Consider the following 20,957-nt stretch of genomic DNA (forward strand, 5'->3'; position numbering starts at 1 on the left):
TGGCGCTTGCGCCAGGGTGTTGCCCCCGAGGCTATTGAAGCTCTTGAAGCTCCCGTGGAGATGGAAGCCGCTTTGGAGCCAACCGTGGCCGAAGCCGCTGAAGCCGTGATCGAGGTGGTTGCCGAGGTGGCCGCTGCGGTCGTCGTCGAAGTTGCCGCCGAGGTGCGGGCCGAAGCGCCCGTCGCCGTTGCCGCTACGCCAGTGCCTGCCGCCGCGCCCGACGACACGGCCTGGTTCGACGATGCGCCTCCGCCGCCGCCCGCCAGACAGCTCAGCGATACGGACATCGCCGCCCTCGACTGGGATGGCTTGGCGGCCGCCGTGTCCAAATGCGCGCGCTGCGACTTGTGCAAGACGCGCAAGGGCGTCGTCGTGGGCCGTGGCGACCGCCAGGGTGCCTGGCTGATGCTGGCCAGCAGCCCGTCCCGGCTGGAAGAGCGCGAAGGGCGCGCCTTGCCGGGCGAGCAGGGCAGGTTGCTCGACAATATGTTGAAAGCCATCGACGTTGACGCGGCCAGCGACGTGTACATCACGCACTTGCTGAAATGCCGTCCGCTCGACGCGGCGGGCCAGGAACGCTTGCCCACCGAGGCCGAGTCCGCCGCCTGCCGCCCGTATTTTGACCGCGAACTGGCTCTGCTGCAGCCGCGCACTATTTTGACGCTCGGCTCGATGGCCGCCGCCGGCATCCATCCCGGCGAAAAGCCCGTGCGCGGCAAGGTGCGCCAGCTGGGCAATGCCTCGCTGATCGCCACCTTCCATCTGGAAATGCTGTTGCAGGACGAGACGGGCAAGGCCAAGGCGCGCGCCTGGGCCGACCTGTGCCTGGCGAAAAGCACGCACGGTGGTTGATACGGCCGTCGCTACTTTCCAGGCCCGCTTCGAACGCCGTTGGGGCCATCTGACGCACCCCCGCGTGCGGGCGCTGGCCTGGCTGCTCGACTCGCCCGACTTGCTGGACCCGTCCAGCCCCCACTGGGGTGGGCGCATCGCCAGCTTGCCTCCCGTTACGCCTGCCGTGGTCGCCTGGCTGGGGGTGCTGCAGGATGACCCATCGCCGCTCGATGCGGCGCTGGGGGCGAAATTCTATTCCCGCCTGGGCCTGTATGCTGAAAAGCTGCTGGCCTTTTATTTTGAGCAACACGGCGTGCTGGCTGCGCATGGCCTGCAGGTGCAGGTCAACCGCAACGACACGGTCGGCGAATTCGATTTCCTGCTGCATGACGACAGTGAATTGCTGCACTGGGAATTCGCCACCAAGTTCTACCTGCTCGAAGGCACGCCCGATCCCGGCGTCTTCAACCACTTGATCGGCCCGAATCTGGCCGACACCCTGGGCTTGAAGATGCGCAAAATTCTCGACAAGCAACTGGCCCTGTCCCGCCATCCGGCCGCGCAAAGCCTGCTGGCGCAGCCCGTGCGCGCGGCGCAGGCGCTCGTCAAGGGCTGGCTGTTTTACGCCCTCGGCACGGCGCCCGGCATGGACGGCATTTCCCCGGCACACGGTCACGGCTTCTGGTGCACGCCGGCACAATTGCCGGAACAGCGTTATATCGTGCTGCCGCGCCTGCAATGGCTGGCGCCGTTCAAGGGGTGCGGGGTGGCAGTGCTGGATGTGGAAGCCTTGCGCGCGCAGTTGTTTGATCTGGCGCAACCGGTGATGGTGGCCACGGTGGATACTATCGAAGGCTGGGAAGTGGAGCGCACGCGCGGTTTTGTCGTGCCCCATGACTGGACGGAGCAGGCAGCCGCGCGGCGGATAGCAGGTGCGCTACCTGCGTAACCAAGAACCAAAGCCGTAACGCCGGAGTCATGTAGGTCGGATTAGCGCATAGCGCGTAATCCGACGCCACATTGCTTAATGCTTCTGCTCGCCAATCAATGACAAGTTGTCATGCTCAGCCTGGTTCAGCTTGTGCTTGCGCATGATGGCGTACATGGTGCCAGCGACGAACAGGCCGAACAGGGTAATGATGATATTGAGCGGCAGGTGCAAGCGGATCATGATCGAATACACGGCCAGCATGGTGAGAATCGACAGGTTTTCATTGAAGTTCTGCACGGCGATGGAATGGCCTGCGCTCATCAGCACGTGGCCGCGATGTTGCAACAGGGCATTCATGGGCACGACGAAGAAGCCGGACAGGGCGCCGATCAGGATCAGCAGCGGGTAGGCGATCCATACGGAGTGCACTTGCGTCATCATCATGACGATCACGCCCATGGCGATGCCGAGCGGAATGACGGTCAGCGACTTGCGCAGCGGAATAAAGCGCGCCGACAGCACGGCGCCGGCCGCCACGCCGATGGCGACCACGCCCACCAGGCTGGTCGCCTTGTCGAACGGCATGTTCAGCGATTGCTTGGCCCACTCCAGCACGATCAGCTGCAAGGTGGCGCCAGCGCCCCAGAACAGGGTCGTCACGGCCAGGGTGATCTGACCCAGCTTGTCTTTCCACAGGATGGAATAGCAATTGGCAAAATCGGTGATCAGTTTGATAGGATTGCGCTCCTGGTGCGGATACACGCAGCCCGTGTCTGGAATCTTCAGGTTGGCCAGGGTTGCCAGCGCATAGATGCCGACCACCACGCACAGGGCCGCTTCCGTCTTGCTGGTGATGCCCGTGTCGATCAGGGGGAAGTCGAAGGACAGCAGCAGGTCGGACACGTGGCCGCTGACGAGCGCGCCGCCCATGACGGTGCCGAGGATGATGGAGGTGACGGTCAAGCCTTCGATCCAGCCGTTCGCCGCCACGAGCTTTTCCGGCGGCAGCAGTTCCGTCAGGATGCCGTACTTGGCGGGCGAATACACGGCCGCGCCGAAACCGACGACGGCGTAGGCCAGCAGAGGGTGTACATGGAAGAAGACGAGGGCGCAGCCGAAGATCTTGACCATGTTGGCGATGAACATGACCTTGCCTTTCGGCAAAGCATCCGCGAAAGCGCCGACAAAAGCGGCCAACAGCACGTAAAACAAGACGAACGATAATTTGAGTAGCGGCGTGATCCACGCCGGGGATTTCATGGACACCAATAAATCGACGGCGACAAAAAAGAGGGCGTTATCGGCCAGCGAGGAAAAGAACTGCGCCGCCATGATGGTATAAAAACCACGATTCATTCTGGAATGCCTGAAATCATATCTGGCTTGCTTTATACCACGAAAAAACGGCAAACCCCAAGTTTGGACGGGGCCGCTTTGCATAGTCTTGCCTAAGCGAAGCTTAATTAATCTGCCGTAGAAAAATACATCACATGTGAGCATTTTGTACATGGTGTCCTGGACGCCGGTCTGGTGCTCGCCGGCGGACCAGCTTGCGGTCCCCGCTTGCGGCCCATCCGGTAAAATACGGCTTTCCCACTTGCCGTGTGTCACGCTTATGCCCAGGCCACTCCTCGCCACCATCCATCTCGATGCCATGCAACACAATCTGGCGCGTGCCCGTGCCGCTGCCCGCGGCGCCAAGGTGTGGGCCGTCGTCAAGGCAAATGCCTATGGCCATGGCCTGGAACGGGCCATGCGGGGCTTTGCCGAGGCCGATGGTCTGGCGCTGGTCGAGGTCGATTACGCCGTGCGCTTGCGCGAACTGGGCTGGAGCAAGCCCATCCTGCTGCTGGAAGGGTTTTTCGATGCCAGCGATTTGCCGCTCATGGCCCAATATGGCTTGAACGGCAGCGTGCATTGCGAGGAACAGATCGCCATGCTGGCAGCGGCGCGCTTGCCGCACCCCATCGACGTGCACCTGAAAATGAATACAGGCATGAACCGCCTGGGCTTCATGCCGCACGCCATCGCCGCCGCGTATGCGCGCCTGCGCGCCATGCCGCATATCGGCACGATTACCCTGATGACGCATTTCGCCAATGCGGACGAGGCGGGACCCACGCGCCTGCCTTTGGCCCAGCAGATGCTGCGTTTTGAGGCGGGCGCGTCCAGCATCGGTACGCCGCTGCCGCGCAGCCTGTGCAATTCGGCCGGCGTGCTGATGCACCATCTGGACAGCGACTGGGTGCGCCCCGGCATCATGCTGTATGGCGGCACGCCCAGCGGTGCTCCCGGCGGCACGTCCGCGCAGGACTTCGGCTTGCTGCCCACCATGACCTTGCGCAGCAGCATCATCGGCATCCAGGATATCGCCGCCGGCGAAGTGGTCGGCTACGGCAGCCGCTATGAGGCGGCCGGCAACGTCAAGGTGGGCGTGGTGGCGTGCGGCTATGCGGACGGCTACCCGCGCCACGCGCCCGAAGGCACGCCCGTGCTGGTCGACGGCGTGCGCACGGGGCTGATCGGCAGGGTGTCGATGGACATGCTGATGGTCGACCTGACGCAGGTACCTGGCGCAAAGGTCGGCAGTGCCGTCACTTTGTGGGGCCAGGGCATGCCGATCGACGAGGTGGCCCTGGCCGCCGGCACCATCGGCTACGAGCTGATGTGCGCGCTGGCGCCGCGCGTTCCGGTGAACGAAGCGTAGGGTGACGCGCAAGCGCGGTTTGTATATACTGTATATATAACCAGCTATTTCATCTTACCCGGGCAAAGTACACCATGGCAAAAGTCAAGACCATCTACACCTGCAGCGATTGCGGCGCCATCAGCAACAAATGGATGGGGCAATGCACCTCGTGCAACCAGTGGAATACCATGGTGGAAACCCTGCCCGAGACGGGCGGCAACAACCGCTATTCGAACCCGCAGCACATGTCGCTGGCGCAGACGGCGCCCGTGCTGTCGCTCGATGATATCGACGCCATCGACGTGCCCCGCTTCGGCACGGGCATCGAGGAATTCGACCGCGTGCTGGGCGGCGGCATGGTGGCGGGCGGCGTGGTGCTGATCGGCGGCGACCCCGGCATCGGCAAGTCGACCCTGCTGCTGCAGGCGCTGGCGAACATGTCGCACCACAAGCGCGTGCTGTACGTCAGCGGCGAAGAGTCGGGCGCGCAGATCGCCCTGCGCGCCAAGCGCCTCGTCATCGACGCCAAGGAACTCAAATTGCAGGCCGAGATCCAGCTGGAAAAGATCCTCGCCACGTTGGCCGATTTAAAACCGGAAGTGGTGGTCATCGACTCGATCCAGACCGTGTATTCGGACGCCCTCAGCTCGGCGCCCGGTTCCGTGGCGCAAGTGCGCGAATGCGCGGCGCAGCTGACGCGGGCGGCCAAGCAGACGGGCGTGACCATCATCCTGGTGGGCCACGTGACGAAAGAGGGCGCGCTGGCCGGCCCCCGCGTGCTCGAGCACATCGTCGACACGGTGCTGTATTTCGAGGGCGACGCCCATTCCAGTTTCCGCCTCGTGCGCGCCATCAAGAACCGTTTCGGCGCCGTCAACGAACTGGGCGTGTTCGCCATGACGGAAAAGGGCTTGAAGGGGGTGTCGAACCCGTCGGCGCTGTTCCTGTCGCAGCACGATAATCAAGTGCCCGGCTCGTGCGTGATGGTGACGCAGGAGGGCACGCGTCCCCTGCTGGTGGAAATCCAGGCTCTCGTCGACACCAGCCACCTGCCGAATGCGCGCCGGCTGTCCGTCGGCCTGGAGCAGAACCGCCTGGCCATGCTGCTGGCCGTGGCGCACCGCCATGCGGGCATCGCCGCCTTCGACCAGGACGTCTTCATCAATGCCGTCGGCGGCGTCAAAATTACGGAACCGGCGGCCGACCTGGCCGTGTTGCTGGCGATTAACTCGTCGATGCGCAACAAGCCCTTGCCGCGCGGACTCGTGGTGTTTGGCGAAGTGGGGCTGGCCGGTGAAATCCGCCCCGCGCCACGGGGCCAGGAGCGCTTGCGCGAAGCGGCCAAGCTGGGCTTTACCCTGGCCGTGGTGCCCAAGTCCAACCTGCCGAAGCAGGTCATCGAAGGCCTCAAGGTCATCGGCGTGGAGCGCATCGACGAAGCATTTAATAAATTGCGCGACCTGGAGTAAGAGTTGGTATGGTTTAAATGCCAAGCTTGAGACAAGTCAAACTAAATTTCCGTTTAGAACTATAATATTTGTCCGATGGATTCGCGCAGCGAGTTCGCGTCGACAATGAATTGATAGAGAAGCGGAATACAGTGTCAGTTGAGCAAAGGCAGGGCGCACGCAAGATATTGCGTGCCAAGGCAATGTTGGTTATGGATGGCGCGGGTCCCGTGGCGGCGCGCACCCTCGATGTGGGGCCGGGCGGCATGTCGGCCGTCATCGCGGAACCGGTGCCGACAGGCAAGCAGGGCAAGGTGCTGTTCGAGTTGTTTTACGACGGCTCGGCGCACATCATCGAGGCGCGCGCGTCCGTCTCGCACTGTATTTTCAGCAGTGCAGGTTTCAAGGTGGGACTCACTTTCCTGCAGCTGGACATGGCCGTCAGCAGCGCCATTTCGAAATTCATGCGCTGAGTCGCGTCCGGAAAGTGCTGCCGGTGAAATGCGCTAACATGGTGCATATGGGTTTGCAGTCAGGAAAAACCTGTTCTGTTCGCTGTTTTGATATTCCGGTAATACTGCATAATTATCAACCAGAAGAGGGACGCCGCCGCGCCACGCGCGCCTGCCGTCCGTTTCAGCGCAGCACGGTCACGACCTGAACCGTGTGCCATGACCATACACCCGACGGGAACGCCTACCATGTTTAATTCGACCATCAACAGCAGGGCTTACACCAACAACACGCAGCAGACGACGCAGGGCAATATTTCGGCCGATGTGTATGCGAAGGTGGAGCGTCAGATGCAGTCGCAGAACACGGGCGTCGTCAAGCTCAATGCCAGCCTGGCGCGCGACCAGGCCAAGTTCTCGGGCCTGGGCCAGCTTCAATCGGCGCTGGCGAAATTCCAGACCGTGGCCAAGAACATGGCCGGCAGCGGCCTGGCCACGTCGGCCACGTCGAGCGCCAAGGACGTGCTGAGCGCCACCACCACCGACAAGGCCGTCAGCGGCAGCCATGAATTGAACGTCAAGCAACTGGCGCAGGGACAGACCCTGCTCAGCGGCGCGCAGAAATCCTCGAGCGCGGCCATCGGCACGGGCGCGCCGGCGCTGGTCAAGATCGAGGTGGGCACGGCCGACGGCAAGCAATTTACGCCCGGCAGCGGCAAGATCATTGCGGTGACCATCGACAGCAGCAACAATAGCCTCGACGGCATCGCCGCCGCGCTGAAGCAGCAGGGCATCGACGCCAGCGTGGTGAAGGGCGCCGACGGCTATTCGCTGGCCATCAATGGCAAGAGCGGCGCCGACAGCAGCATGCGCATCAGCGTGTCCGGCGACGCGGCCGTCAGCAATCTGCTCAGCTATGCGCCTGGCGCCGGCAAGGGCATGCAGCAGACGGCCGCCGCGCAGGACGCGCTGCTGACCGTCGACGGCAAGGACATCAAGAGCGCCACGAATACCCTGACGACGGCCGTCGAGGGCGCCACCATCGAATTGAAGAAAAAGGGCACGACGGATCTCGTCATCGCCAAGGACAGCAGCCAGATCGCCACCAACGTGGCCAGTTTCGTCACGGCCTACAATGAGCTCAACAGCAAGCTGCAGAGCCTGCAGCAGGGCGATTTGAAATCCGACACGGCCCTGGGCCAGGTGCGCTCGCAGATGGAGCAAGTGTTGCGCACGGCCAGCACGGGCGTGCCATCGTCGGTGCTGGGCAGCGCCGGCGTGACCCTGGGCAAGAGCGGCGAGCTGGTGCTCGACGACAAGAAGCTCAAGGCGGCCATCGCGGCCGATCCGGACGCCGTCAGCAAGATGTTTACCAATAACGGCAAGGGCGTGGCGGACCAGTTCGCCAGCAAGATCGGCGAGCTGACGGGCGAAACGAGCATCATCCGCAAGGAAGTGCAGACGGTCGGCAAGGAGATCACCACCCTGACCAACAAGAAAGCCGTGCTGGCCAAGGCGCTGACGGCCCAGGCGCAGGCGCTGGTGAAGGCGTATTCGGCCCAGGAGCAGATGGGCACGAACTCGGCCTTGCCGGGTTATACGGGCAAGAACTCCTTGTTCGACTTCATGGCTTAAGAGCGTTCGCCCTGGGCAAAGAACGCCGACGGCGAACTGCCGAAGGTCTTCTTGAACATGGCGGAAAAGGCTGACTGGCTGGCGTAGCCCAGTTCTTCGGCCACCTGCGACAGCGGCACGCCGCGCGCGATCAGGGGCGCCGCGTGCGCCAGGCGCACCTGCTGGCGCCACTGGCCAAAACTCATGCCCAATTCCCGTTCGAACAGCCGCGCCAGGGTACGCTCCGAGGCGCCGACCAGCTGCGCCCAGTGTTCCAGGGTCTGGTTCGAACCCGGCTTCTCGATCAGGCTGTCGCACAGGGTCTTCAGGCGCTTGTCGCTGGGCAAGGGGACGCGGATGGGGCGCGTGGACGAGCGTTTCAATTCATCGAGGATCAGTTCGGCCAGCAAGGCCTCGCGCGCCGGCTCCTGGCCCGGGTCCAGCTGTTCCAGCGCCATGATCAGCTGGCGCAGCAGGTTCGATACTTCCAGCACCTTGCAGTCGTGGCCCGCGAACGGCGCGCGCGCGGCATGGATGCACAGGGGGCGCAAGCGGGTTTTTTCCAGTATCGTGACTGCATGTTCCACGTTGGGCGCGATCCAGATGGCGCGCATCGGCGGCAGCACCCAGCTGCTGTTGTTGGCGGTGATGCGCAGCACGCCTTCGAGCGCCATCGTGACCTGGCCCCAGGGGTGGCTGTGCGGTAACAAGAATTCATCGGGTTGCAAATCGCGCGCGATCATCGTCACGGGGATGGTCGCGCTGGGCGCTTCCCGCGGCGGACACATGCGGGTATGGTGGAGGATAGGTACACCCATCAGCTTGGCCTTAATTCGATAAATTATGTCGTTCTGTCGGAAAACAGACGATGGTATTTTGCATACACTTGAGCTTCACCAGTATAAGACAGGGTATGACATGATAACAACCAACTCGGCAAGGGACTTGCCACCGCCGTCACCGCCCACCTTGCGCAGCGATGCGCGCGTCATCGCCCTGGTGGGGCTGGCGCATGGCGTGTCGCACTTCTACCACCTGATCCTCGCGGCCCTGTTCGTCTGGCTGAAACCCGCATTCGGCCTGTCGTATGCAGAACTGGGCCTGCTGATGACGGTGTTCTTCATCATCTCGGGCGTGGGGCAGGCGCTGGCCGGCTTCGTCGTCGACCGCTTCGGCGCCCGCGCCGTGCTGTTTTCCGGTATTTTCCTGCTGGGCGTGTCGGCGCTGGCCCTGTCCACCGCGCACAGCTATGCGGCGCTGATGCTGGGCGCCATGCTGGCCGGCATGGGCAACAGCGTGTTCCATCCGGCCGACTATACCATCCTCAACCAGCGCGTCTCGGCGGCCCGCGTGGCCTACGGCTTTTCCGTGCATGGCATCAGCGGCAACATCGGCTGGGCCCTGGCCCCGCTGTTCATGACGTATGTCGCCACCCATTACGACTGGCGAATCGCGCTGCAGTGCGCGGCCGTGCTGCCGTTCGGCGTGCTGCTGATCCTGTTCCTGAACCGCCACGCCATCCGTCCCGAGCCGGTCAGGAAGGCGGCGCCAGGCCAGATCGCCGGCGGCGAAGGCACCCTGGACTTCTTGCGCCTGCCGGCCGTGTGGATGTGCTTTGCCTTCTTTTTCATCACCGCCATCGCCCTGGGCGGCATCCAGAGCTTTGCCAGCGTGGCCCTCGTCAAGCTGTACGGCATGAGCCTGGCGCTGGCCACCAGCGCCTACACGGCCTATATGCTGGCCTCGGCCGTGGGCATGCTGGCCGGCGGCGTGGTGGGCGCGCGCAGCAAGCAGCCGGACCGCAACGTGGCGATCGCCTTTTCCGCCGCCGCCCTGCTGGCCGTGCTGCTGTCCATGGCCGTCGTGCCGGCCTGGGGCGCGGTGGTACTGATGGGCGCCATCGGCCTGACGTCGGGCGTGGCGGGACCGTCGCGCGACCTGATGATACGCGCGGCAGCGCCGAAGAATGCCACCGGGCGCGTGTATGGCGTCGTGTATTCTGGCCTCGACAGCGGCCTGGCCGTCGGCCCCCTGTTCTTTGGCGCGCTGATGGATGGCGGCCATCCGGCCCTGCTGTTCGTGTTCATCGGCCTGTTCCAGGCGCTGGCGATTGCCACGGCCGTGGGCGTGGGCGGCAAAACGCGTGCCGCCGCGCTGCAAAAGGCATAGAATCGTTGCCATCTGCCACGAAAGGAGTTCCCATGAACTTTGCCACCACCGACCTGTGCGACGACTATGCGGCCATGCTCGACGAGGGCACCCTGGCCGTGTTGCCCCCCGTGTACCGCGCCTTTGGCCAGCGCGTGCGTTTCAGCGGTCCCGCCACCACCTTGCAAGTGTTCGAGGACAATGCCCTCGTGCGCAGCACCCTGGAAACGCCGGGCCAGGGCCGCGTGCTGGTGATCGATGGGGGCGGCAGTCTGCGCCGCGCGCTGGTGGGCGGCCAGCTGGGCGTGTTGGCCGAAAGCAACGGCTGGGCCGGCATCGTCGTCGATGGCTGCATCCGCGACAGTGAGGAAATCAATGTCTGCCAGATCGGCGTGCGCGCCCTGGCCACGCATCCGCGCAAGAGCGGCAAGACGGGCGCGGGACAGCGCGACGTGCGCGTGCAGCTCAGCGGCGTGGCCGTGCATCCGGGCGACTGGATCTACGCCGATGCGGACGGCGTCCTGGTGGCGCGGCAGCAACTCGATTGACGGCGCACCTGAAAACGTTACAAATTATCCACATTCAATATATTTCTGCAAAGTTCTTTGATTTTCATCAAGGCTGAGATATGATTTCACTTAAGGTAACTTTAATGTCAATAAGGCAAGGAAATCAGATCATGAAAATCGCCACCATCGCAGCAGTTGTCGCCCTGTTTGCCGCAGGCACCGCCAGCGCCAGCCCCGTCAACCTGATCACGAACGGCAATTTCGAGACGGTCGCGCCCGGTTCCACGTTTTCCAGTGGCTTCCAGGTCGTCAACAGCGGTTCGTCGGCCATCACCGGCTGGACCGTGGGCGCCAGTTCAGTCGACCTGATCCGCAATGCGTATAACGCCATCGATGGCTACAGCATCGATATGCTGGGTACGCCAGGTCCCGGTTTCCTGTCGCAAAATTTTAATGTTGTTGCCGGCCAGACGTATAACCTGAGCTTTGACATGGCGCGCAATCCGGGCGGCCCCGCTGGCCAGGGCGTGAGCGTCAATTTCGGTGGCGTGGCCGGCAATTTCTACTCGACGGCTGCCGCTTCGAACACCTTGTACAGCAACACCCTGAGCTTCACGGCCGCTTCCACGGGCCTGGCGACCCTGTCGTTTGCCAGCGCCGCCAAGGCCGGCACGCCATTCGACAACTACTCGGGCGCCGTCATCGACAACGTGTCCGTGAGCGCCGTGCCGGAACCGGAAACCTACGCCATGCTGCTGGCCGGCCTGGGCCTGATGGGTTTCCTGCGCCGCCGCAAGGCTGCCAAGTAATTCCAGCTTTGCTCCACGTCAAAACCGCCTGCGGCCATGCCCAGGCGGTTTTTGTTTTTCAGGGGCCGTGCGCGTAAGCCGCGCCCGGCAACTGCAGCCACGGCAGTCATTTAGCGGACGACGTCGGCATTTCCCCGCAAGGGACAGGCCGCCGCTGCCGCCCCCATACGCCGCACCAGTTCGCCGCGCAACTGCGTCAATCCATCGATGCGCGCATCGATTTCGCCCAGCTTGCGCGCCAGCGCCGCGCGCAGCAGGTCCGCCGTGGCGGGATCGCCGGCGGCCGCCAGCAGCGGCATGTCGGCCTCGATTTCAGCCAGGGTAAAGCCCAGTTGCTGCGCCGTGCGCAGGTAGCGCAGCCAGTCGGCCGCCTCGGGCGGATAATCGCGGTAGCCATTCGCGCCGCGCCGCGCGCGCAGCAAGCCCCGTTTTTCATAGAAGCGCAGGGTATCGCGGCTCAAGCCCGTCGCTTGCGCCATCTCGCCGATCTGCATGGTTTTTTCTTTCATAAAATGCTTGACCATGGAGTGTACTCCAAGCTCGATCATGGGCGCTTTTCATAGACAGGAGTTCCCATGTTGTCCGTTTCCGCCTTCCGCCGCGTGGTGCGCGCCAGCGCCATTTATGATGTGCTCATGACGGCCCCGTTTGCCACGCCGTGGACGTTTTTGCTGCTGCGCGAGCACTTGAGCGCCCTCAATGTGTCGCTGGGCGGCGTGCCGTTGCCCGCCTTCGAACCGTTTCATGTGCTCATCGGCAGTTTGTTTGGCAGCGTGGTGATGGTCTGGTCGGTGCTGCGCATGCTCGATCCGCAGCCGCGCTTCGGCCGCTATGACGCGGCGGCCCGCTACCTGTTTTCCACCTGGATGGCGTGGGCGCTGCTGGAGACGGGCCAGCCCCTGCTGTGGCTGTTCCTCGTGCCGGAACTGGCGTGGGGCCTCGCGCAAAGCCTGCCCTTGCACCGCGCCGGAGTCGGGCGGGAAGGGCGCGCGCACGAATCGCTGTTGAGATGACGATAACGAAATGCAATAATGGCCGTGCTCGCAGTGCAACAATGACTGCAATGAACGACTCTAAGGGAATGATTATGCAGCAGGATGCCGCAGGAAAAAACATGGCGTTGCTCGATCCGGTGGTGGCGCCGCGCATCGCGGTGACGCGCCTGGTGACGGGCCTGCTGCAAGGCTTGCTGCTGTACTGGCTGTACAGCACGGCGCAAGACAAGGTGTGGCCCGCCACGGAGGCCTACCTGCTGGGGCCCTTGATGTTGATCAGCTTGCTGCTGCCCATCCTGCTGGTGTCCAGCCTGGGCCACATGTCGGCGAAGCGCATCGGCCTGTGGATGGCGGGCGCCGCCGTCGTGCTGGCCGTGCTGGCCTGGCACGATGTGGCGCGGGGCGCGGAACACGTCATCTGGGGTAACTACAAGCCGGGCGCGCCGCTGCGCGTGATTTCCGCCCAGCTGTTCGGTTTTTGCGTGGTGGGCTTGTATATCGCCCACGCGCTGGTGCTGGCCAGCGCCCAGGATGGCCAGCGCATCGCGCGCTATCCCACCTATTTTGAAATCGCCTGGAAGCTGGGCATCCAGCTGCTGTTCTCCCTGCTGTTCGTGCTGGGTCTGTGGCTGGTGCTGTGGCTGGGCGGGCAGCTGTTCCTGCTGATCAAGCTCAGTTTCCTGAAAAAGCTGCTGGGCCAGGCCTGGTTCGTGATTCCCGTCATCTGCTTCGCGTTTTCGTTCGCCATCCACATCACGGACGTGCGCCCGTCCATCGTGCGCGGCATCCGCACCTTGCTGCTGGTGCTGCTGTCGTGGCTGATGCCGATTGCCGCCGTGCTCGTCTCCGGTTTCCTGCTGACCCTGCCATTCATCGGCTTCGAGCGCTTGTGGGCCACGCGCCATGCGGCGTCCGTGCTGCTGGGCATGGCCGGCGTGCTGGTGGTGCTGATCAATGCCGCCTTCCAGAATGGCGAAGTGGGCCATGGCGTGGCGCGCGGCATCCGCCTGGGCACGCGCCTGGCCTGCCTGCTGCTGCCGTGGGTGGTGGGCATCGCCATCTATGCGCTGACCCTGCGCGTGATGTCGCATGGCTGGACGTCCGACCGCCTGATCGCCGCCGCCTGCCTGTTGATCGCCACCTGCTACGCCGCCGGCTATGCCTGGGCGGCCAGCAAGTATGGCGACTGGCTGCACCTGATCGCCAACGTCAACGTGGCCACCGCCTTTGTCACCCTGCTGGTGCTGTTCGCCCTGTTCTCGCCGCTGGCCGACCCGGCGCGCATTTCCGTGGCCAGCCAGATGGCGCGCCTGGACAGCGGCAAGATTGGCGTGGATAAGTTCGATTTCGAATACCTGCGCTTCCAGGGGGCCCGCTATGGCCAGGCAGCCTTGCAGGAATTGAGCAAGCGCACGACGGGCACCGACGCGGCCATCGTGCGGGCGCGCGCCGAGGCCATGCTCAAGCGCCAGAACCGGCTCGACGAGACGGGCGCGCTGAGCGACGTGTCGATCAACCTGACCCTGCGCCCGGCCACGGCCAAGCTGCCGGAGAGTTTCCTGCGCCAGGACTGGACGCAAGTGAGCCCGGCCTGGCGCCTGCCCGCCTGCCTGAAGCGGGCAGGGCCCCAGTGCGACGCCTACCTGCTCGATTTCGATGGCGATGGCAAGCAGGACGTGCTGCTGATCAGCAATGACCCGCGCGCCTCATCCGTCTTGCTGGCGGAAAAGGACGATGGCAGCTGGACCGCGCGCGGGCAAATCCCCACGGACGCCCTGCGCTGCAAGCCCCTGCGCGAAAAACTGCAGGCGGGCGAATTCCAGCTGGTGCCGCCGAAAGTGCGCGAGCTGGAAGTCGACGGCCAGCGCGTGCCGATGACTTTATATACGCCAGAGGACGAGGTCAGCTGCCCGGAGGAGACGGCGCCGGGTCCCTGAATGGCCATCCAGGTCAGGCCGTTGGCAAGCACGCTGGTCATGATGCTGGAGTCGCTCAAGGTGATTATTTCGATATTCTTATAGGTTTGCACAATGGCGTATGACAGGATTGATTGGCATTCTGGCGGAAAATATCCCGATGATTTGCCGGAAGAGAATGGCGGCATCCATATCGGCATGTTCCTGGCCTGGCTGGTGCACCAGGACATGACGGGCGATTTCCACCGCACGGATTCTTACGAGGAGTTAAGGCGTGTGGCGAGTCGGGAAATTACCGGGCTTCAATTTCTGATCGATGCCTGCGATGGCAAGCTATGGGAGGACGATCTCAACGATCAGGGCAATGCTTTCGCCGTTGACTATTACGATAAAAAGTCGGCATTCGCCCAACAGCATGGCAGCTTTCTGCAAGACTATTGTGACGTATTCAACCGTCACGCCGCCGCGCACGGCTTTGAGTATCCCAGCCTCTATCACGTCGAGAATACCTGGGAGAAATTCGATCTACTGAAACCCCTCCTCGACCAGCGCTACAGCCAATGGCAAGCGTGGTCGGCCGATCCCGTCAACCGTCAGGGCGATCCCAAAACCCAGTTTCTTCATGCCTGCCAGGAAGTGGGGAAATGGCTCGCGCCGCATGGCTTCAAGCCCAACAAGGCAGGAACCGTCTGGAAGAAGATGGCTGCCGATAAGGACACCGTTTTCGAGGTCTCGTTCGAGCCCGAGCGCTATAATTCCCGCAGCGATGTGCGCATGAATGTCGACCTTTCCATCGCCAGCAAGGCTCTCAAGAAGTGGCTTGCGGAGAAGGGCGGCGGAGCTGGTTACGATGGCGCCGTTCTGTTCGGCGGCCTGCTTCGATCCGAAAAAGATGCCAGCGCCATGATCTGGCAGGTGGCGGGTTCGACGGCGCGTTCCTCGATTGAGCAGATGTGCCACTTGCTTGCCGAACGCGCGCTGCCGCTGTTCTCCTTGTTCGCCGATCGTCCGCGGGCGCTTGAACATCTTGCGTCGCATGGCGGTGGTTTTCCCGCCATTTGCGATCCATCGTCTACCCCTTTGTCATTCCTGTTGTGCTTCGGGACGCAGGAACAGGCGCAGCGTTTTTTCACTGGATACTTTTCTTCCAGGCCATCCCCATGGCGGCGCAATATCATCCAGACATTCACCAGGCTTCAAGCAGGCGAGGTGTGGGCATCTTCCGCCTACTCGAACGAAAGCGACATCAAGCTGGCGTTTCAAAGCGGCCTGATGTTGCCGCAAAAATCCTGACTTTCGTATCGCCGCTGTAGCAGTCGTCCGGCTGATACAGCATGTGCCTGTACGCGCCGCCTTGTGCCTTGTCGCCGCCGTGCCGCGCTTCTAGACTGGGGCCTTCTCCACGCTGCGACTGCCTGCCATGACCGAACTCTTGCCCCTGATGAGCTATTGCTTTGTAATGTCCGCCACGCCCGGGCCGAATAACGTCATGCTGGCCACCACCGGCGCCAATTTCGGCTATCGGGGGGCGCTGCCGGTCATCCTCGGCATCCAGGTCGGCATCTTTGTACAGACCATGCTCATGTGTGTGGGGCTGGGCAGCGTGTTCATTGCGTACCCGATGGCGCAGCAGCTGCTGCGGATCGCGGGCGCGCTGTACCTGATGTTTTTGGCCTGGAAGCTGGCCGGCGCCTCGGTGGCGGGAAGCAGCGCGCCGAAGGCCGTGTCGTTTGCGCAGGCGGCGCTGTTTCAGGCGCTGAACCCGAAGAGCTGGCTCAAGGCGATCACCATGGCGTCGGTCTTCATGCCTGCGCACGGCAACATGCTCGCCAGTGCGCTGCTGGTGTCCGTGACCGGCACCGTGGTGGGCACGCCGTGCAACGCCATGTGGGCGCTGTTCGGCGTGTCGATCCGCAGCGTGCTGAAGGCGCCGCGCAACCAGCGCATCTTCAATCTGACGATGGGTGCCATCCTGCTGGTCCTCGCCGTGATGTTTTTACGCTAGACTTGCGCCATGTTCGCCATCGACCGCTCCTCCCCCATCGCCCTGTTCAAGCAGATCGAGGACGCATTGCGCCAGCAGATCGCGCAGCGCGTGCTGCCTGGCGGGACCAGGTTGCCGTCGATCCGCCAGCTCGCCACGCAGCTCGCGGTGAGCACCAACACCGTGGTGGTGGCGTATGACAGGCTGGTGGCCGCAGGCGTCATCGATACGCACGGCACGGCGGGCTTCTTCGTCTGCGCGCCGGCCGACGCCAGCCGCGCCGTTCCCGACGAGGTGGCGCTGGAAGCGGGCCAGGAGCAGGAGCCGGTCTGGCTGAGCCAGCAAGTGAACGACCAGCGGCCGGGCGTGCTGCTGGCCAGCAGCGGCGCCTTGCCGCCCACCTGGCTGCAGGACGCGCTGCCGGCGGCGGCCGTGCAACGCGGCCTGGCGCGCAGCACGGCCGGCATGGCCTCGCGCTGTCCGCCGCAAGGGCTGGCCGAACTGCGCGAGCAGATCGCGCTGCTGTTGCGCGGCATCGGCATCGCGGCGGACGCCAGCCACATCCTCACCACGTTCGGCGGCACCCATGCCATCGATCTGATCTGCCGCACCTTCCTGCAGCCCGGCGATACGGTGCTGGTGGAAGACCCCGGATACTTCCTGATGTTCGGCAGGCTGCGCCAGGACGGCGTGCGCCTGGTGCCCATCCGGCGCCGTCCCGATGGCCTCGACCTGGACGAGCTGGAGGCGGCCTGCCGCGCGCACCGTCCGCGCCTGCTGTTCATGCAGACGGCGCTGCACAATCCCACCGGGTGGAGCAGCAGCGCCGCCAACCTGCACAAGGTGCTGATCATGGCGCAGCAGTACGGCTTCCTGATCGCCGAAGACGACGTGCACGGCCATTTCCAGCCGGGTCACAGCACGCGGCTGGCATCGCTGTCCGGACTGGACGGCGTGATCTACTATTCCAGCCTGTGCAAGGCACTGAGCCCGGCCCTGCGCATGGGCTACCTGGCCGCGGCGCCGGCCCTGCTCAAGCCCTTGATGCGTACCAAGATCCATTCCATCATGACCTTGCCTGCGCTGAACGAATACGTGCTGCTGGAAGTGCTCAAGGCCGGCAATCTGCGCAAGCACCTGGAGCGGCTGCAACGCAAGATCATGGTGGCGCGCAACGCCAGCACGCGGCAACTGAGCGCGGCCGGCGTGCTGTTCGAGCAGCCCGGCGACGCGGGAATTTTCCTGTGGGGCTCCATGCCCGAAGGGCTGGACGTGGACTTGCTGGTGCAGGATGCCTACCGCAACAAGATTCTGCTGATGCGCGGCGCGGCGTTCTCGGCCAACGACACGCCCGACCGGCACGTCCGCTTCAACGTCGCCTTCAGCCAGCATCCGCGCGTGAGCGCCTACCTGGAAGAACGCCTGCGCGCGCTGGCTGGCGCGCGCTCAAGCCTGGCCCGCGCCAGCGCCGCCGCCGGCATCGGAGGCCAGTCCTGAGCACCGGCCGGGGCGGCTCAGCCATCGTGCCTAGTTCTTCGTGCGCACCTGGCGCACGTGGTTTTCCAGTTCGCTGAACGAGGGGCGTTCCGTGGCGGAAATGACCTTGCGGCCGAATTCCACGGCCAGCGCCGGGGCGTAGCCGTTCAGGCTGGCCAGCAACGTCACTTTCACGCACTGGTACATCTTCGCCGTTTCATGGTGCTTGCGGCGCAGCAAGCTGGCCAGCGGGGCGATGAAGCCATAGGCCAGCAGGATGCCGATGAAGGTGCCCACCAGCGCCTGTGCGATCAGCACGCCCAGCTCGGCCGGCGGCAAGCCCACGGACGCCATCGTGTGCACCACGCCCATCACGGCGGCCACGATGCCGAAGGCGGGCATGGCGTCGGCCAGTTGCGAAATCGTCTGGATCGGCATTTCCGCATCTTCATGGTGCGTCTCGATCTCGTTATCCATCAGGTTTTCGATCTGGTAGGCGTCCATATTGCCCGACACCATCAGGCGCAGATAATCGGTGATGAATTCCAGGATGTGCTCGTCGCCGAGCGTGTACGGGTATTTCACGAAGATGGGGCTGCGGTAGGGGTCGTCGATATCGTCCTCGACCGACATCAGGCCTTCCTTGCGGATCTTGCTGAGGATTTCATACATCAGCCCCATCAGCTCCATGTAGCGCGCCTTCGTGTATTGCGAACCGTGGAACAGGGTGGGAATGGCGGCGAACGTGGCGCGGATGGCCTTGGCGTCGTTGCCGACAAAGAAGGTGCCCAGCGCCGCGCCGCCGATCATCAGCAGTTCCAGCGGCTGGAACAGGGCGCCCAGGTGTCCCCCCTGCATGGCGAAGCCGCCGAAGACGGAAAACAGCACGACGAGAAATCCGAGTATGACTAGCAAAACCTACTCCTTCATAATATTGCCATATCGCAATATTGTAGTGTAACCCGATTCCGCCGCCGTGGCCGCTTTCGGCTGCAACTGCTGGCCGAGAAAATTGATAAAAGCGCGCACTTTGGCGGGCAGCTGGTGGCGGCTCGGGTAATAGGCGTACAGGTCGGCCGGCGCCAGCGTGTAGTCGGGCAGCACCACGCGCAGGCGGCCGCTGTCGAGGTAGCGCGCCAGGTCCCATTCCGAACGCAGCAGGATGCCGTGCCCGTCCAGCGCCCAGCCCAGCACCACGTCGCCGTCGTTGCTGGCCACCGTGCCGCGCACTTTCACCGTGTGGGTAGCGCGGCCACGGCTCAAACGCCAGATGCCGTAGGCGTCGTCATTCTGCCGGTGCACGATGCAGCGGTGCTGCGCCAGGTCGTCGGGTGTCCGAGGCGTGCCGTGCGCCTGCAGGTAGGCGGGCGAGGCGCACAGGAAGCGCCGGTTCGACATGATGCGCCGCGCCGACAGCCGCGTGTCGGGCAGGTCGCCGAAGCGGATGCCCAGGTCATACGCCTGCTCGACCAGGTTGATGGGGCTGTCCGTCAGCTGCAGCTGCACTTCCAGCTGCGGGTGGCGCAGGGCGAATTGCGACAGCAGGGGCGCGATCACCGTGCGCCCGAAGCCCAGGGTGGCGTTCACGCGCAGCAGCCCGCGCGGTTCCGCGCTGCCGCTGGCCAGGGAGTCTTCCATGGCGCGGATGTCGTCGAGGATTTGCCGCGCCTGCTGCAGATAGCTTTCGCCGTCGCCCGTCAGGCTGATGCGGCGCGTGCTGCGGTTGAGCAGCCGCACGCCCAGGCGCTGCTCCATCAGCACCAATCGCTTGCTGACGGCGGGCGGCGTGATGCCCAGCTCGCGCGCCGTGGCCGACAGGCTGCCCAGCTTGGCCAGCAGCACAAAGAAGGCCATTTCCGTGGTGGCATCCGTTTTCATGGTTCATCTTTCACTTCAAGTGAATAATGCTTTAAATTGAAGTCGATTATAGGGCTTTGTATCGCGGGTAAGCTGGTGTCACCAGTCAAGCACAGGAGAACCGCATGAAAATCGTCGACATCCGCGAAAAGACCATCCCCATTTCTTCCCCCATCCGCAACGCCTACATCGATTTCACGAAGATGACCTTGAGCCTGGTGGCCGTCGTCACGGATGTGATGCGCGACGGTAAGCCCGTCGTCGGCTACGGCTTCAACTCGAACGGCCGCTACGGCCAGGGCATGCTGATGCGCGAGCGTTTCATCCCCCGCATCCTCGATGCCGACCCCGCTTCGCTCGTCACGGACGACGGCGCCAACCTCGATCCGCACAAGGTGTGGGATTGCATGTACACCAATGAAAAGCCGGGCGGCCATGGCGAGCGCTCGGTAGCCATCGGCACCATCGACATGGCCATCTGGGATGCCGTGGCGAAGATCGAGAACAAGCCGCTGTTCCAGCTGCTGGCCGAGCGCCACGGCACGGGCGTGGCCGACAAAAAAGTCTTCGTGTATGCGGCGGGCGGCTATTACTACCCGGGCCAGAGCCTGTCCGCCCTGCAGGACGAGATGCGCAGCTATGTCGACCGCGGCTACACGGTGGTCAAGAAAAAGATCGGCGGCGCCTCGCTGGACGAGGACTTGCGCCGCATCGACGCCATCATGGAGGTGCTGCAGGATGGGCAGAAGCTGTGCGTGGATGCGAACGGCCGCTTCGATCTCGATACCTCGATCGCCTACGCCAAGGCGCTGCGTGAATATGACCTGTTCTGGTACGAAGAGGCGGGCGACCCGCTCGACTTCGAGCTGCAAGCGACCCTGCGCAGCTATTACGACAAGCCGATGGCGACGGGCGAAAACCTGTTTTCCATGCAGGATGCGCGCAACCTGATCCGCTACGGCGGCATGCGCGCCGACCGCGACTGGCTGCAGTTCGACTGCGCCCTCAGCTACGGCCTGGTGGAATACCTGCGCACCCTGGACATGCTGCACCAGCACGGCTGGTCGCGCAGCCGCTGCATCCCGCACGGCGGCCACCAGATGTCCTTGAATATCGCGGCGGGCCTGGGCCTGGGCGGCAACGAATCGTATCCGGATTTATTTCAGCCGTTCGGCGGCTTCCCCGACGGCGTGCGCGTCGAAAACGGCCACATCACCATGCCGGAGCTGGTCGGCATCGGCTTCGAGGGCAAGGCGAACCTGTATGCGGAAATGCGGGCGCTGAGCGGGCAATGA

Annotated in this window: 20 protein-coding genes; 15 read left to right on the forward strand and 5 right to left on the reverse strand. The window is 63.7% G+C overall.

The genetic code is table 11. The features are described 5' to 3' along the window. The first annotated feature begins 84 nt into the window (after positions 1–84). Positions 85–852, forward strand: a complete 768-nt coding sequence (locus tag AC0V2Y_RS11755) for a uracil-DNA glycosylase (protein WP_475418341.1) — start codon at positions 85–87, stop codon at positions 850–852. Beyond that, positions 845–1,783 (forward strand): DUF1853 family protein, encoded by a 939-nt coding sequence (locus tag AC0V2Y_RS11760; RefSeq protein WP_475415254.1) that lies wholly within the window; start codon positions 845–847, stop codon positions 1,781–1,783. Before AC0V2Y_RS11755 ends, AC0V2Y_RS11760 begins: the two co-directional genes overlap by 8 nt. Before the next feature lie 75 nt (positions 1,784–1,858). Here the strand turns inward: AC0V2Y_RS11760 and lplT are convergent, their stop codons facing one another. Then, positions 1,859–3,121 (reverse strand): lysophospholipid transporter LplT, encoded by a 1,263-nt coding sequence (gene lplT, locus AC0V2Y_RS11765; protein ID WP_475415255.1) that lies wholly within the window; start codon positions 3,119–3,121, stop codon positions 1,859–1,861. Between the two features lie 259 nt (positions 3,122–3,380). Between lplT and alr the strand changes: the two genes are divergently transcribed. The 4 genes from alr to fliD all read left to right on the forward strand — a co-directional run bounded on the left by alr (position 3,381) and on the right by fliD (position 7,989). Further along, on the forward strand, positions 3,381–4,472 hold the full coding sequence (alr, locus tag AC0V2Y_RS11770; protein ID WP_475415256.1) for an alanine racemase: 1,092 nt from the start codon (positions 3,381–3,383) through the stop codon (positions 4,470–4,472). A gap of 74 nt (positions 4,473–4,546) precedes the next feature. Continuing rightward, positions 4,547–5,923 (forward strand): DNA repair protein RadA, encoded by a 1,377-nt coding sequence (gene radA, locus AC0V2Y_RS11775; protein WP_230540493.1) that lies wholly within the window; start codon positions 4,547–4,549, stop codon positions 5,921–5,923. A 131-nt stretch (positions 5,924–6,054) separates the two neighbouring features. Then, on the forward strand, positions 6,055–6,375 hold the full coding sequence (locus tag AC0V2Y_RS11780) for a PilZ domain-containing protein (protein ID WP_475415257.1): 321 nt from the start codon (positions 6,055–6,057) through the stop codon (positions 6,373–6,375). A 228-nt stretch (positions 6,376–6,603) separates the two neighbouring features. Beyond that, entirely contained in the window at positions 6,604–7,989 is a 1,386-nt protein-coding gene (gene fliD / locus AC0V2Y_RS11785; protein WP_475415258.1) for a flagellar filament capping protein FliD, read from the forward strand. Here the strand turns inward: fliD and AC0V2Y_RS11790 are convergent. After that, entirely contained in the window at positions 7,986–8,786 is an 801-nt protein-coding gene (locus AC0V2Y_RS11790) for an AraC family transcriptional regulator (RefSeq protein ID WP_475415259.1), read from the reverse strand. The genes fliD and AC0V2Y_RS11790 overlap by 4 nt on opposite strands. A 100-nt stretch (positions 8,787–8,886) precedes the next feature. Between AC0V2Y_RS11790 and AC0V2Y_RS11795 the strand changes: the two genes are divergently transcribed. The 3 genes from AC0V2Y_RS11795 to AC0V2Y_RS11805 all read left to right on the forward strand — a co-directional run bounded on the left by AC0V2Y_RS11795 (position 8,887) and on the right by AC0V2Y_RS11805 (position 11,434). Then, positions 8,887–10,137, forward strand: a complete 1,251-nt coding sequence (locus tag AC0V2Y_RS11795) for an MFS transporter (protein WP_475415260.1) — start codon at positions 8,887–8,889, stop codon at positions 10,135–10,137. A 32-nt stretch (positions 10,138–10,169) separates the two neighbouring features. Continuing rightward, positions 10,170–10,664: a ribonuclease E activity regulator RraA gene (gene rraA / locus AC0V2Y_RS11800; protein WP_475415261.1), complete on the forward strand. Its 495-nt coding sequence runs from the start codon at positions 10,170–10,172 to the stop codon at positions 10,662–10,664. Between the two features lie 131 nt (positions 10,665–10,795). Further along, positions 10,796–11,434 carry a choice-of-anchor C family protein gene (locus AC0V2Y_RS11805; RefSeq protein WP_475415262.1) on the forward strand — a complete coding sequence of 213 codons (639 nt, stop codon included), beginning with the start codon at positions 10,796–10,798 and terminating at the stop codon, positions 11,432–11,434. Between the two features lie 110 nt (positions 11,435–11,544). Here the strand turns inward: AC0V2Y_RS11805 and AC0V2Y_RS11810 are convergent, their stop codons facing one another. After that, complete coding sequence (locus AC0V2Y_RS11810) at positions 11,545–11,928, reverse strand: MerR family transcriptional regulator (protein WP_475415344.1); 384 nt, start codon at positions 11,926–11,928, stop codon at positions 11,545–11,547. Between the two features lie 81 nt (positions 11,929–12,009). Between AC0V2Y_RS11810 and AC0V2Y_RS11815 the strand changes: the two genes are divergently transcribed. The 5 genes from AC0V2Y_RS11815 (at position 12,010) to AC0V2Y_RS11835 (ending at position 17,826) form a co-directional block, all read left to right on the forward strand. Beyond that, positions 12,010–12,447: a hypothetical protein gene (locus AC0V2Y_RS11815; RefSeq protein WP_475415263.1), complete on the forward strand. Its 438-nt coding sequence runs from the start codon at positions 12,010–12,012 to the stop codon at positions 12,445–12,447. A 101-nt stretch (positions 12,448–12,548) separates the two neighbouring features. Continuing rightward, the gene (locus tag AC0V2Y_RS11820) at positions 12,549–14,366 is read left to right on the forward strand and encodes a DUF4153 domain-containing protein (RefSeq protein ID WP_475415348.1); all 1,818 of its coding nucleotides are present in this window, start codon (positions 12,549–12,551) and stop codon (positions 14,364–14,366) included. A 93-nt stretch (positions 14,367–14,459) separates the two neighbouring features. Beyond that, positions 14,460–15,638, forward strand: a complete 1,179-nt coding sequence (locus AC0V2Y_RS11825; protein ID WP_475415264.1) for a DUF7832 domain-containing protein — start codon at positions 14,460–14,462, stop codon at positions 15,636–15,638. 166 nt (positions 15,639–15,804) lie between these two features. After that, entirely contained in the window at positions 15,805–16,350 is a 546-nt protein-coding gene (locus AC0V2Y_RS11830) for a LysE family translocator (RefSeq protein WP_475415345.1), read from the forward strand. 9 nt (positions 16,351–16,359) lie between these two features. Then, complete coding sequence (locus tag AC0V2Y_RS11835) at positions 16,360–17,826, forward strand: aminotransferase-like domain-containing protein (protein WP_475415265.1); 1,467 nt, start codon at positions 16,360–16,362, stop codon at positions 17,824–17,826. A 30-nt stretch (positions 17,827–17,856) separates the two neighbouring features. Here AC0V2Y_RS11835 and motA read toward each other — a convergent pair whose 3' ends face one another. Both motA and AC0V2Y_RS11845 read right to left on the reverse strand, forming a co-directional pair. After that, on the reverse strand, positions 17,857–18,720 hold the full coding sequence (motA, locus tag AC0V2Y_RS11840) for a flagellar motor stator protein MotA (protein WP_230540519.1): 864 nt from the start codon (positions 18,718–18,720) through the stop codon (positions 17,857–17,859). A gap of 3 nt (positions 18,721–18,723) precedes the next feature. After that, entirely contained in the window at positions 18,724–19,683 is a 960-nt protein-coding gene (locus AC0V2Y_RS11845) for a LysR family transcriptional regulator (protein WP_475415266.1), read from the reverse strand. Between the two features lie 104 nt (positions 19,684–19,787). Here AC0V2Y_RS11845 and AC0V2Y_RS11850 point away from each other — a divergent pair, with 104 nt between their 5' ends. Then, positions 19,788–20,957 (forward strand): mandelate racemase/muconate lactonizing enzyme family protein, encoded by a 1,170-nt coding sequence (locus AC0V2Y_RS11850; protein ID WP_475415267.1) that lies wholly within the window; start codon positions 19,788–19,790, stop codon positions 20,955–20,957.

Source organism: Janthinobacterium sp. BHSEK (assembly GCF_056174685.1).